Raw genomic sequence first — 13,733 nt, forward strand, 5'->3', positions numbered from 1 at the left:
TTTCATCAATATTTTGTAGTTCTTGTAAGGCTTTTTCGTATTTGGTCGCTTTAGATTTGATCTCTTCGCTCGCGCTTTTAACGCCGTTAGTAAGCTCTTCAATGATTTTAAGCGTGTTGTTGCTAAAGTGTGATTTTTGCGCACTTAGTTCTAACTGCTTGCTAGGTTTTTAATGATGGAATACTAAAAACCTTTTTTAAGAGCGCAGTTGTTGTAAGGCTTCTTTAATCGCTGCTTCTATGCTGAGATTGGGTTTTAGGGTTTTTAAGACTTGGTTGATTTCAGTGCTTTTAAAGCCCAAACTCTCTAGGGCTAAAAAGACTTCATTGCGTGCGGGTCTGTTTTCATCTTGAATGAAAAAGCCAATCAAATCCACCATGATCTTATCAGCGAGCTTTTTGCCAATGCCTGGGACTTGCTGGAGTCTTTTGACTTCTTTGGTAGCGATAATGTTTTCAAATTCATTCGGCGAAAAGCTTGAAAGAATGGCTAAAGCGATACGCCCCCCTACCCCATTGATTTTCAAAAGCCTTTCAAAAAGGATTTTTTCACTCTCTTCTAAAAACCCGTATAAAAGATGCGCGTCTTCTTTGATCACTTGTAAGATTTTCAAACGCGCTTTTTGGCCCGCTTGAAGCAAAGCAGCCGTTCGCATAGAAACTTGCACCCCATAAACAACCCCTTGCACTTCTATATGCACTTCTAAAGCAGAGATTTTTTCCACAACCCCTATCAAACCCACTATCATTTTTATCCCTTTTTTATTTCTTGCTTTAGCCTTTTATCGTGCTTTTAGGGATTTTTTTGATTTTATGATCTTCATAGATCACATTCACGCTTTCATTATGGCTTAACATGGCGCTTAAGTTGCTCACTTTAGGGTAATTGCGATGATAAATCACGATATTTTCTTGCTTGAAAGGGTTTTTAGTCGTAATGCTTGCATGCTGGAAGCTGTTTTCTATACTAATGAGCTTAGCGTAACATTCGTTATTGATTTTTTGCAATTCTAGCATTTGAGCTTTTAAGATTTTCAAACGCTTTAAAGCAAACATAAACTCGCTATAAGCGTCTTTCACGCTTTCTTGTTGCATTAAAGAGCGTTTGATTTCTTCAGTGGCGTTTTTAAGCTTTTCCATAATCGTTTGATTGTTTTTGACCAAGTGGTTTAAGGACTGGTGCTGAGCGATGATTTTTTTAGATTTTAACCCTAACGCATTGAGTTTTTGTTTAGCGATCTTCAATTCTTCTTGGTTTTCTCGCCCCCCAAAAGCGTAAAAAATAAAGCGGTTGCCATTGCCATCCACCTCATCAATCAAACATTGCTTGGAAAAATACAGCTTGTTATCGCTTTTGAGCTTTTCTAAAGCGATTTCTTTCGCATAGACCACACTCCCCGCGCTCGCTTCCACTTTAACGCTATTGGCATACACCTTAGCGCGCTCTAAATACTTGCACTCAAACTCTTTAGCGTAGCACACGCCCTTATGATTAGTGATGCGCGCTTTATTGGCATAGACATAGCTTTCAGGGTGGATTTGCCCCTCTATAGTGATTTCTTTGGCCACTAAGATCACATTCTTACCCACATTGCCCTTAATGTTAATTACGCTCGCTTCTAAAATGAGGTTAGAATCAATCGCATCGCTCAATTCGTCTTTAGCCTGAATTTCTAAAACTAGCCCGCTTTCCACTCCCCCTAAAAGATTAGGCACTTCAATGGATTTGATCCCGTTTTTAAAAATAAAATTTTGCTTAGAAACCAAACGCCCTTTTTCCATTTTAACCCCTTGTAAGGCTTTGGAGTAATACACTAAAGCGTTATTTTCTTCTCTTTCTTCAAAAGCGTTTTTGTCATGCCCTATGGGGGTGGGCGAATGAGCAACTTTAGGCAATTCAATATAAAGGCCTTTAAGGTTACGGCCGTCTCTGCCTTGTTTGGGGCAATTCACGCAAGCGACTTTTTGATTTTCTTTAGCGATATAGTAATTTTCTTTAACCAACGATTCTTCTTGATCGCTTAAAAAAATGGTATGCGTTGGAAGGTATTCTTCTTCTAATAAAAAATGGGATTGTTCTTCTGTATTAGGGATAAAGGTTAAAGAAGCGTATAAAATAAAGCGCTTATTTTGGGCTTCTTTTTTATATTTTCTTAATTCTGTTTTTAAATTTTCATACATTTGTGGAAAGTGGCGAAACACCACGCCTTGAAAGGCTAAACGCTCTTTAATATACGCAAACATTTCTTGGTAATGCTCTTCAGTGTCTAGGACAATAAAACACTCGTCTAAAACGATTTCTATTTTACTCAAATTTTCATCCACCTCCACTTCAAAAAAGCGCTTATAAGCGTTTGATTTGATTTTAATGTCATGGGTTTGATAAAGGGTTAGCTCTTTTTTTTCATAGTATTCATCTTCTTCTAATTGTTGCAATTCCCCACCAAAAGCCTCGCTAAAATCGTCTTTAGCGCTGTTTTTGATAAAAATAGAAGTTTTTAAAATCTCAAACCATAGATCTTCTGTTTGTAATTTATTTTCAGCGGCTACTTTTTTTAATTCTTTTTGAATGTCTTTGCACCGCTCAACTTTTATAGGGGCAAAACGCTCCAAGCTCATTTTTTAATCCTTAAATGGTATAATATAAGAATTTGAAAAAAGAAATATGCTAACAAAAAAACACTGAAAATTAGGTAATAAATACAACTAGTATGCTAAAAAAAATATTTTTAACCAACAGCTTAGGGATTTTATGCTCTAGGATTTTTGGCTTTTTACGGGATTTGATGATGGCTAATATTCTAGGGGCTGGGGTGTATAGCGATATTTTCTTTGTGGCTTTCAAATTGCCTAATTTGTTCAGGCGTATTTTTGCGGAGGGCTCTTTTTCACAAAGCTTTTTACCGAGCTTCATACGGAGTTCCATTAAAGGGAGCTTTGCGAGTTTGGTGGGGCTTATTTTTGGTGGCGTTTTATTGGTATGGTGCTTACTAGTAGCATTAAACCCCTTATGGCTGACCAAACTTCTCGCTTACGGCTTTGATGAAGAAACAATCAAACGATGCGCCCCTATTGTAGCGATCAATTTTTGGTATCTTTTATTGGTGTTTATTACCACTTTTTTAGGCGCGCTTTTACAATACAAACACAGCTTTTTTGCCAGCGCTTATAGCGCAAGCTTGCTCAATTTATGCATGATTTCAGCCCTTTTGATTTCTAAAGAAAAAACGCATTTGGAAGCGTTGTATTATTTGAGTTACGGCGTGCTTTTAGGGGGCGTGGCTCAAATTTTATTGCATTTTTATCCTTTAGTGAAATTGGGCTTATTGAATTTATTATTTAAGGGGCTGTTGAGCTTTAAAACTAAAAACGCGCTCAAAAAAGAATACCGCTCTAAAAGGGCTAAAAAGGATCTGAAAGGGTTTTTCAAGCAATTCCTCCCCAGCGTCTTAGGCAATTCTAGCGCTCAGATCGCTTCTTTTTTAGACACCACAATCGCCTCTTTTTTAGCGAGCGGGAGCGTGTCTTATTTGTATTACGCTAATAGAGTTTTCCAGCTCCCTTTAGCCTTATTTGCCATAGCCATATCCACAGCCCTTTTCCCTAGCATTGCGATCGCCATTAAAAACAATCAGCAGGATTTAATCTTACAGCGCTTGCAAAAGGCGTGGTTTTTTTTGGTGGGGGTTTTGCTTCTTTGCAGCATTGGGGGGATAATGTTAAGCAAAGAAATCACCGAGCTTTTATTTGAAAGGGGGCAATTTAGCCCTAAAGACACTTTAATCACTTCGCAAGTCTTTTCGCTCTATCTTTTAGGCTTGCTCCCTTTTGGGCTAACTAAACTCTTTTCTTTGTGGCTTTATGCGAAATTAGAGCAAAAAAAAGCGGCTAAAATCTCTTTAATTTCGCTTTTTTTAGGTTTAGCGGCTTCTTTGAGTTTAATGCCTTTGTTAGGGGTTTTGGGTTTAGCGTTAGCGAATAGTTTGAGCGGGCTGTTTTTATTTGTTCTAACGATAAAAGCGTTTGGCTTTCAACCATTCTTGGGTATAATCAAGAATTTAAAATCATGGCTTGTAATCCTTTTCCTCGCTTGCGTGGAAATCTTATTACTCTTAGCGTTCAAATCGTGGGTTACACATTTATATTTATTTTATTATTTTCAAGGTTTTTAAATGTTTATTTATGATACCAAATCAAAACAAAAAGTCCCTTTTGAGCCTTTAGTTGAAAAAAAGGCGAATATTTATGTGTGCGGGCCTACGGTGTATGATGACGCTCATTTAGGGCATGCCAGGAGCGCGATTGCTTTTGATTTGTTAAGGCGCACGCTTGAGTTGAGTGGCTATGAAGTGGTGTTAGTAAGGAATTTCACCGATATTGACGATAAAATCATCAACAAAGCCTTAAAAGAAAACAAAAGCATTCAAGAATTAAGCAGCATTTATATTGAATCTTACACGAGGGATTTGAACGCTTTGAACGTGAAAAAACCCAGCCTAGAGCCTAAAGCGAGCGAGTATTTAGACGCTATGGTAAGCATGATTGAAACGCTTTTAGAAAAAAATATCGCTTATAGAGTCTCTAATGGGGATATTTATTTAGACACGAGCAAGGATAAAAATTACGGCTCTTTGAGCGTGCATAATAGCAGTATGGAATTTGGCCGTATTGGTTTGGTGCAAGAAAAACGGCTTGAGCAGGATTTTGTGTTGTGGAAAAGCTATAAGGGGGATAATGATGTGGGCTTTGATAGCCCTTTAGGCAAAGGGCGCCCTGGCTGGCATATAGAATGCTCTAGCATGGTTTTTGAAACTTTAGCGCTCGCTAACACCCCTTATCAAATTGATATCCATGCAGGTGGAGCGGATTTGTTATTCCCCCACCATGAAAATGAAGCGTGCCAAACCCGTTGCGCCTTTGGCGTGGAGATCGCTAAATACTGGATGCATAACGGCTTTGTGAATATCAATAATGAAAAAATGTCTAAAAGTTTAGGGAATAGCTTTTTCATTAAAGACGCCTTGAAAAACTATGATGGCGAAATTTTGCGTAATTACTTACTAGGGGTGCATTATCGTTCTGTTTTGAATTTCAATGAAGAAGACTTGTTAATGAGTAAAAAACGCTTGGATAAAATCTATCGTTTAAAACAGCGCGTTTTAGGGACTTTGGGAGGAATAAATCCAAACTTTAAAAAAGAAATTTTAGAATGCATGCAAGATGATTTAAACGTTTCTAAAGCGTTGAGCGTTTTAGAAAGCATGCTTTCTTCCACTAATGAAAAACTGGATCAAAACCCCAAAAACAAAGCTTTAAAGGGCGAAATTTTAGCGAATTTGAAATTTGTAGAAGAACTGCTTGGCATCGGGTTTAAAAACCCTAGCGCCTATTTCCAATTAGGCGTGAGTGAAAGCGAAAAACAAGAAATTGAAAATAAGATAGAAGAAAGAAAACGCTCCAAAGAGCAAAAAGATTTTTTAAAAGCCGATAGCATCAGAGAAGAGCTTTTGAAACAAAAAATCGCTTTGATGGACACCCCACAAGGCACGATCTGGGAGAAGTTTTTTTAAACGCCTCCAATTTTACCTTTTTACACATTCTAGCCAAAAATTTCAGCCATGTTGCTTTTTAATCTTGTGAATTTATATTCTATCAACTTTAATTTGATAAAAATTGAACACTGGTTGTAGATACTATATATTTATAGCCTTAATCGTAAATGCAACAGAAATTTTCTAGTCTAAAGTCGCACCCTTTGTGCAAAAATCGTTTTACAAAAAGAAAGGAAAGAAATGGAAATACAACAAACACACCGCAAAATCAATCGCCCTCTGGTTTCTCTCGCTTTAGTAGGAGCATTAGTCAGCATCACACCGCAACAAAGTCATGCCGCCTTTTTCACAACCGTGATCATTCCAGCCATTGTGGGGGGTATCGCTACAGGCACCGCTGTAGGAACGGTCTCAGGGCTTCTTGGCTGGGGGCTCAAACAAGCCGAAGAAGCCAATAAAACCCCGGATAAACCCGAAAAAGTTTGGCGCATTCAAGCAGGCAGAGGCTTTAATGAATTCCCTAACAAGGAATACGACTTATACAAATCCCTTTTATCCAGTAAGATTGATGGAGGTTGGGATTGGGGGAATGCCGCTAGGCATTATTGGGTCAAAGGCGGGCAATGGAATAAGCTTGAAGTGGATATGAAAGACGCTGTAGGGACTTATAAACTCTCAGGGCTAAGAAACTACACCGGTGGGGATTTAGATGTCAATATGCAAAAAGCCACTTTACGCTTGGGCCAATTCAATGGCAATTCTTTCACGAGCTTTAAGGATAGTGCTGATCGCACCACGAGAGTGGATTTCAACGCTAAAAATATCTTAATTGATAATTTTTTAGAAATCAATAATCGTGTGGGTTCTGGAGCCGGGAGGAAAGCTAGCTCTACGGTTTTGACTTTGCAAGCTTCAGAAGGGATCACTAGCGATAAAAACGCAGAAATTTCTCTTTATGATGGCGCCACGCTCAATTTGGCTTCAAACAGCGTTAAATTAATGGGTAATGTGTGGATGGGCCGTTTGCAATACGTGGGAGCGTATTTGGCCCCTTCATACAGCACGATAAACACTTCAAAAGTAACAGGGGAAGTGAATTTTAACCATCTCACTGTGGGCGATAGAAACGCCGCTCAAGCAGGCATTATTGCTAGTAACAAGACTCATATTGGCACATTGGATTTGTGGCAAAGCGCGGGGCTAAATATTATTGCCCCCCCAGAAGGCGGCTATAAGGATAAACCTAATAATACCCCTTCTCAAAGTGGTGCTAAAAACGACAAAAATGAAAGCGCTAAAAACGACAAACAAGAGAGCAGTCAAAACAATAGTAACACTCAGGTCATTAACCCCCCAAATAGCACGCAAAAAACAGAAATTCAACCCACGCAAGTCATTGATGGGCCTTTTGCTGGCGCCAAAGACACGGTGGTCAATATCAACCGCATCAACACTAACGCTGATGGCACGATTAGAGTGGGAGGGTATACAGCTTCTCTTACCACCAATGCGGCTCATTTAAATATCGGCAAAGGCGGTATCAATCTGTCCAATCAAGCGAGCGGGCGCACCCTTTTAGTGGAAAATCTAACCGGGAATATCACCGTTAATGGGTCTTTAATGGTGAATAATCAAGTGGGTGGTTATGCTTTGGCAGGATCAAGCGCGAATTTTGAGTTTAAGGCTGGTGCGGATACCAACAACGCCACAGCCACTTTTAATAACGATATCCATCTAGGAAAAGCGGTGAATTTAAGAGTGGATGCTCATACAGCTTATTTTAATGGCAATGTTTATCTGGGAAAATCCACGAATTTAAGAGTGAATGGCCATAGCGCTCATTTTAAAAATATTGATGCCAGTAAGAGCGATAACGGGCTAAACACTAGCGCTTTGGATTTTAGCGGCGTTACAGACAAAGTCAATATCAACAAGCTCACTACATCTGCCACTAATGTGAACGTTAAAAACTTTGACATTAAGGAATTGGTGGTTACAACCCGAGTTCAAAGTTTTGGGCAATACACTATTTTTGGCGAAAATATAGGCGATAAGTCTCGCATTGGCGTCGTTAGTTTGCAAACGGGATATAGCCCGGCCTATTCTGGGGGCGTTACTTTTAAAAGCGGTAAAAAATTGGTTATAGATGAAATTTACCATGCCCCTTGGAATTATTTTGACGCTAGGAATGTTACCGATGTTGAAATCAACAAGAGGATTCTTTTTGGAGCTCCAGGAAACATTGCCGGCAAAACAGGGCTTATGTTTAATAACCTAACCCTAAATAGCAACGCGAGCATGGATTATGGTAAAGATTTGGATTTAACCATTCAAGGGCATTTCACTAACAATCAAGGCACGATGAATCTTTTTGTCCAAGATGGGCGTGTAGCGACCTTGAATGCAGGCCATCAAGCAAGCATGATATTTAATAATTTAGTGGATAGCGCGACCGGGTTTTACAAACCACTCATTAAGATCAATAACGCTCAAAACCTCACTAAAAATAAAGAACATGTTTTAGTGAGAGCGCGAAACATTGATTATAATTTAGTGGGAGTGCAAGGCGCTAGTTATGACAATATTTCTGCAAGCAACACCAATCTGCAAGAGTCATTCAAAGAGCGCCTAGCCCTTTATAACAACAATAACCGCATGGATATTTGTGTGGTGCGAAAAGGCAATCTCAATGACATTAAAGCATGCGGGATGGCTATCGGCAATCAAAGCATGGTGAATAACCCTGACAATTACAAGTATCTTGAAGGTAAGGCATGGAAAAATACAGGGATCAATAAAACGGCTAACAACACCACAATCGCTGTTAATTTAGGCAACAATTCTGCACCTACTAGTTCTGAGAGCAACACCACAAACTTACCCACCAACACCACTAACAATGCGCGTTTCGCTAGCTACGCTCTCATAAAGAACGCTCCTTTCGCTCACAGTGCCACTCCTAATTTAGTCGCTATCAATCAGCATGATTTTGGCACCATTGAAAGCGTGTTTGAATTGGCTAACCGCTCTAAGGATATTGACACGCTTTATGCTAACTCAGGCGCGCAAGGCAGGGATCTCTTACAGACCTTATTGATTGATAGCCATGATGCGGGTTATGCCAGAACCATGATTGATGCTACAAGCGCTAATGAAATCACCAAGCAATTGAATACAGCCACTACCACTTTAAACAACATAGCCAGTTTAGAGCATAAAACCAGCGGCTTACAAACTTTGAGCTTGAGTAATGCGATGATTTTAAATTCTCGTTTAGTCAATCTCTCCAGGAGGCACACCAACAATATTGACTCGTTCGCCCAACGCTTACAAGCTTTAAAAGACCAAAAATTCGCTTCTTTAGAAAGCGCGGCAGAAGTGTTGTATCAATTTGCCCCTAAATATGAAAAACCCACCAATGTTTGGGCTAACGCTATTGGAGGAACGAGCTTGAATAATGGCTCTAACGCTTCATTGTATGGCACAAGCGCCGGCGTAGACGCTTACCTTAACGGGGAAGTAGAAGCCATTGTGGGCGGGTTTGGAAGCTATGGTTATAGCTCTTTTAGTAATCAGGCGAACTCTCTTAACTCTGGGGCCAATAACACTAATTTTGGCGTGTATAGCCGTCTCTTTGCCAACCAGCATGAATTTGATTTTGAAGCTCAAGGGGCACTAGGGAGTGATCAATCAAGCTTGAATTTCAAAAGCGCTCTACTGCGAGATTTGAATCAAAGCTATAATTACTTAGGCTATAGCGCTGCAACAAGAGCGAGCTATGGTTATGACTTTGCGTTTTTTAGGAACGCTTTAGTGTTAAAACCAAGCGTGGGCGTGAGCTATAACCATTTAGGTTCAACCAACTTTAAAAGCAACAGCGCCAATCAAGTGGCTTTAAAAAATGGCGCAAGCAGTCAGCATCTATTCAACGCTAGCGCTAATGTGGAAGCGCGCTATTATTATGGGGACACTTCATACTTCTATATGAATGCTGGAGTTTTACAAGAATTCGCTAACTTTGGTTCTAGCAATGCGGTGTCTTTAAACACCTTTAAAGTGAATGCTACTCGCAATCCTTTAAATACCCATGCGAGAGTGATGATGGGTGGGGAATTGCAATTAGCTAAAGAAGTGTTTTTGAATTTGGGCGTTGTTTATTTGCACAATTTGATTTCCAATATAGGCCATTTCGCTTCCAATTTAGGAATGAGGTATAGCTTCTAAATACTGATCTAAATACCGCTCTTAAACCCATGCTCAAAGCATGGGTTTGAAATCTTACAAAACATTTAACCCCTACAACGCATACACGACAAGTTTGTTATCATGCCAGATCGCTTCTAGGGGCGTGTCATAGAGCGCGCTTAAATTGTGTGAAGTCATAGCGATTGGCGTGGAAGCTTGCAAAAAAAGTTTTTTATCTTTGAGCATGACCACATGCGTGGAGTGCCTGGCAACCAAATTCGGATCATGAATATTGACTAAAACGCTCAATTCTCGTTTTTTCATCTCATCTTTAATCGCATCAAAAAAAAGGGCTTGGTTTTTTAAATCTAAAGCACTCGTAGGCTCATCTAGCAACAATAAAGGCGTTCTTTGCAACAAACTTCTGGCTAAAAGCACCATTTGCCTTTGACCGCCGGACAAATCATTAATACCTTGATCTTTTAAGGACTCTAAATCCAAGCGCTCTAAAACGCTAGTGGCTTCTTTAATGTGCTTGGCTTTAGGCATAGCGAATAGATTCAAATGCGTCGCCTTCCCCATTAAAACAAAATCCAACACGCTGAAATTAAACGCATAATATTCCACTTGGGGGATATAAGCGATTAGTTTAGCTTTTTCATAAGGCTTTAAGGGTAAAATATCTTTGTTGCACGCTTTAATTTCGGTTTCTTCTAAAGGCTTCAAAAGCCCTAAAAGGCATTTTAAAAGCGTGGTTTTACCCGAGCCATTAGGCGCTAAAATGCTGGTGATGCTGTTTTTTGGCACGCTAAAACTCAACTTGTCTAAAATGAGTTTTTGAGAATATTTAAAGGATAGGTTTTTAACTTCTAAAACCATCACACCCCCCTAGTTCTAAACAAAAGCCACAAGAAGAAAGGCGCTCCTAAAACGCTTGTCGCAATGCCTACCGGTAAATCATAGGGGGTAATGGTTTTAGCCACCACATCCGCTAAAAGCAAGAAAAACGCCCCCATTAACAAAGAGCTTAAAAGCAGTTTTTGTAAATTCGCCCCAAAAAACAACCTAGCCACATGCGGAATGACTAACCCAATCCAGCCAATCGTGCCGGACACGCTCACCGCTAAAGCACTCGCAACGCTCACGCACACCAAACAAAGCGATCGCAACAGCACGGGATTAATCCCCAAACTCAAACTTTGCGCATCGCTCAAACTCAATAAATTGATGCGCCACCTTAACAAAAAAAGCGGGATAAAGCCTAAAGATAGCCCTATGAAAGCGATCAAGCAATCCTTATAACTGCTTAAAGACAAGCTCCCTAAAAGCCACACGACAATCGCTTGCGCTTTTTGGGGGATCACAAAGAATTTTATCGCTCCGGCAAGTGCGCTTAAAAACGCACTCAACACCACCCCTGAAAGCACCAACGAAAGGACGGAATTACCCAAAACCCTATTCATCGCTAAGACAGCAAGGCTAGCCAAAATCGCCCCAAAAAACGCCAAAATCGCAATATTAGACTCCACTACCGCTATCGCCATCGCCACGCCTAGCATCGCCCCGCTAGAAATCCCTAATAAAAAGGGGTCAACTAAGGGGTTTCTAAAAATCGTTTGCATCACCACCCCACTCCCGGACAAACTCGCTCCCACTAAGAGCGCTAAAATCACTCGTGGTAGTCGTATTTCTAAAATAATAACACTTAAAGAGCTCAGTTCTTCATTGTGCAAAAAGTGGTTTTTCACGTTAAGGCACACTTCTTGCCATTCTTCCAAACTCAAGGACTCCCCTCCAAACAACAGCACCACCACCGCCAAAATCACGCAAGCTAAGGCAATATGATAGGTTTTAAGCATCACGCTTCCTTTTAAGAACGATTAATCTGAACAAAGAATCATACCAACTACTCGGGAGGATTCTATACAACGCCAACAATAATTGGGTTTTTAAACCGATCAAATAGCGGGCCTTGATTTTTTGACTCATACTAAGAAAAACGATTTTTTGCGCCACGGCTTTAGGGCTTAGGGCTTTTTGATACACGCTCGCGTAAAAAGTTTTAGCCGCATCCACTTCTAACGCATAAAGGCTATCTTCGCTCTCAAAATTCTCAACTGAAAAAGCGGTTTTTTCCCAATTGCTTTTCACCGGGCCTGGCTCAATCAAACACACTTGAACGTTAAAGGGTTTAAGCTCTAAACGCAAGGCATCGCTATAAGCCTCTAAGGCATGCTTACTCGCGCTGTAATGGCCTAAAAAGAGCATGCTCACACGCCCCGCTATGGAAGAAAGATTGAAAATCTTAGAATAGGGCTTGTTTTTTAATAAGGGCAAACAAAACTGCACCACTTCACAAAGGGCGAAAAAATTCACGCCAAATTGCTTTTTAACCTCTTCAATAGGCGTGTCTTCTACGCTCCCAAACACCCCATAACCGGCGGAATTGATCAAAACATCGCAATGATTTTCTTTAGCACTGATGTTTAAAAACACTTCTTTTAAAGCGTTAGAATCGCTCACATCAACATCAACACTCTCGCATAACGCATGGTTTAACGCTACGCACAAAGTCGCATGCCTAGAGAGCGCATAGACTTTATACCCTTGATCTAGTAGCATTAACGCGCACTCTAACCCAATCCCAGAACTCGCCCCAGTGATAATTGCCACCTTTTGGCTTTCTTTTTTCTCGCCCATTATCTAACGCCAACTCTCTTATTATTTTTATAATTCCTCTAATATTCACTTAATATTACTTAATTTTTACTAATATATAGTTCTTGGAATGTTTTTTACAAAAGACATTTTTAGCACCAATTTTAATTAAGGAGAAGCAATGCCTCAAATACAATCATCGCATTCCAATCATTTTGATTTTACTATAGACACAGCGGATCGCACTAAATTATTGATGAGCTATTTAGTCGTGCCTACAACCGCTAATTTCAACAATGTCATGCATGGGGGGGAATTATTGAATTTATTGGATAAAGTGGCTTATGTGTGCTCAACTCGTTATTGCGCTAAAGGAACGGTCACTTTAAGCGTGGATGGGGTTACTTTTAAATACCCCATTCCTGTAGGGAATTTGCTCACTTTTTTAGCCAGCATCAATTATGTGGGCAACACCTCGTGCGAAGTGGGGATTAAGGTTTTGAGCGAAGACATTAAAACTCGTGAAATCACGCACACTAATTCATGCTATTTCACTATGGTGGCTGTGGAAAATGGCAAACCCACCCCCATGCCCAAATACGAGCCTAAAACAGAGGTTGAAATCCGCCGTTATGAAGGGGCTTTGAAGCGCAAGGAAATGCGCACACGAGGGTATTTGAAAAGCGGGAAACACGAGGGTGTGTGAAGCGAAAAAGCGTGAGCGGTGTTTTAGCCCTAAATTTATCCCTAAAAAAGGGGGGTAGTTGGTTTGAGCGATTGGTTTAAGCGTTATAAATTGTGTGGGCGGTTCAAAACAACTCGCTATGACTGCCCAGTCTTACTAAAAAAAGAGTGTTTTCTTGTTTTTTAATTTGATAGACAAGCAATAAATCCGGTTTTAGGTGGCACTCCCTAAAATCTTTTAAAGTGCCTTTGAGTGGGTGGTCTTTGTATTTGGGTTCTAGGGGTTGCTCTGTGGCTAAATTTCCAACCACTTTATACAAAAGCTTTAAATCAAACCCGTTTTTAACAAGAATTTTAAGATCCTTATCAAATTTTTTACTGGTTTCAATCGTCAGCATTTTTAAATCTCATTTATAAGTTTTCACAATGTTTTTTAAAATCCTCTATGCTTTTAAAACAAAGGCGGTTCTTGGTGTCCTTAGCCCTTGCTAAGATTTCTCGCTCTTCTTCTATGGTGTATCCATTTTCGGTTAGATTTAGCGCTTTAAATTGGAGCGCTTTTTTAATCCTTTGCTTTTGAGTTTGGATTTCTTTCAATTTTTCTAACGCTCTTTTTTGCTTGGTTTTGATAGAATTTAAAAAATTAAAAAGCTGT

At 39.9% G+C, this 13,733-nt stretch carries 11 protein-coding genes and 1 pseudogene; 4 read left to right on the forward strand and 8 right to left on the reverse strand.

Features of this window, described 5'->3' with window-relative positions:
- The 3 genes and pseudogenes from CXY28_RS09085 to CXY28_RS07990 form a co-directional block, all read right to left on the reverse strand.
- Positions 1-163 (reverse strand): annotated as a pseudogene (locus CXY28_RS09085) (DUF3519 domain-containing protein); the annotation flags it as partial.
- A gap of 33 nt (positions 164-196) precedes the next feature.
- On the reverse strand, positions 197-748 hold the full coding sequence (gene ruvA, locus CXY28_RS07985) for a Holliday junction branch migration protein RuvA (protein WP_079330085.1): 552 nt from the start codon (positions 746-748) through the stop codon (positions 197-199).
- Positions 749-773: 25 nt separating this feature from the next.
- Positions 774-2,618 (reverse strand): hypothetical protein, encoded by a 1,845-nt coding sequence (locus CXY28_RS07990; RefSeq protein WP_100980390.1) that lies wholly within the window; start codon positions 2,616-2,618, stop codon positions 774-776.
- A 92-nt stretch (positions 2,619-2,710) separates the two neighbouring features.
- Here CXY28_RS07990 and murJ point away from each other — a divergent pair, with 92 nt between their 5' ends.
- The 3 genes from murJ (at position 2,711) to CXY28_RS08005 (ending at position 9,775) form a co-directional block, all read left to right on the forward strand.
- Positions 2,711-4,171, forward strand: a complete 1,461-nt coding sequence (gene murJ, locus CXY28_RS07995) for a murein biosynthesis integral membrane protein MurJ (protein WP_100980392.1) — start codon at positions 2,711-2,713, stop codon at positions 4,169-4,171.
- A complete protein-coding gene (gene cysS / locus CXY28_RS08000) occupies positions 4,172-5,569 on the forward strand; it encodes a cysteine--tRNA ligase (RefSeq protein WP_100980394.1) in 1,398 nt (465 codons plus the stop codon).
- Between the two features lie 222 nt (positions 5,570-5,791).
- On the forward strand, positions 5,792-9,775 hold the full coding sequence (locus CXY28_RS08005) for a vacuolating cytotoxin autotransporter (protein WP_100980396.1): 3,984 nt from the start codon (positions 5,792-5,794) through the stop codon (positions 9,773-9,775).
- Positions 9,776-9,847: 72 nt separating this feature from the next.
- On the opposite strand, the gene CXY28_RS08010 is transcribed toward CXY28_RS08005, so the two are convergent.
- The 3 genes from CXY28_RS08010 to CXY28_RS08020 are packed head-to-tail and all read right to left on the reverse strand — an operon-like array spanning position 9,848 to position 12,436.
- A complete protein-coding gene (locus CXY28_RS08010; protein WP_000242349.1) occupies positions 9,848-10,615 on the reverse strand; it encodes an ABC transporter ATP-binding protein in 768 nt (255 codons plus the stop codon).
- Positions 10,615-11,595, reverse strand: coding sequence for a FecCD family ABC transporter permease (locus CXY28_RS08015; RefSeq protein ID WP_000921461.1), 981 nt, complete (start codon positions 11,593-11,595; stop codon positions 10,615-10,617). The genes CXY28_RS08010 and CXY28_RS08015 overlap by 1 nt, the downstream gene beginning before the upstream one ends.
- A complete protein-coding gene (locus tag CXY28_RS08020) occupies positions 11,588-12,436 on the reverse strand; it encodes an SDR family oxidoreductase (RefSeq protein ID WP_100980398.1) in 849 nt (282 codons plus the stop codon). Before CXY28_RS08020 ends, CXY28_RS08015 begins: the two co-directional genes overlap by 8 nt.
- A 139-nt stretch (positions 12,437-12,575) precedes the next feature.
- Here CXY28_RS08020 and CXY28_RS08025 point away from each other — a divergent pair, with 139 nt between their 5' ends.
- Positions 12,576-13,100: an acyl-CoA thioesterase gene (locus CXY28_RS08025; protein ID WP_001135603.1), complete on the forward strand. Its 525-nt coding sequence runs from the start codon at positions 12,576-12,578 to the stop codon at positions 13,098-13,100.
- A gap of 103 nt (positions 13,101-13,203) precedes the next feature.
- Here the strand turns inward: CXY28_RS08025 and CXY28_RS08030 are convergent, their stop codons facing one another.
- A complete protein-coding gene (locus tag CXY28_RS08030) occupies positions 13,204-13,476 on the reverse strand; it encodes an HP0892 family type II toxin-antitoxin system mRNA interferase toxin (RefSeq protein ID WP_015644160.1) in 273 nt (90 codons plus the stop codon).
- A gap of 13 nt (positions 13,477-13,489) precedes the next feature.
- Positions 13,490-13,733: type II toxin-antitoxin system antitoxin (locus CXY28_RS08035; RefSeq protein ID WP_100980400.1), on the reverse strand; the 244-nt coding region annotated here is incomplete at its 5' end.

Source organism: Helicobacter pylori (genome assembly GCF_002832345.1).
Taxonomy (GTDB): Bacteria; Campylobacterota; Campylobacteria; order Campylobacterales; family Helicobacteraceae; genus Helicobacter; species Helicobacter pylori_CP.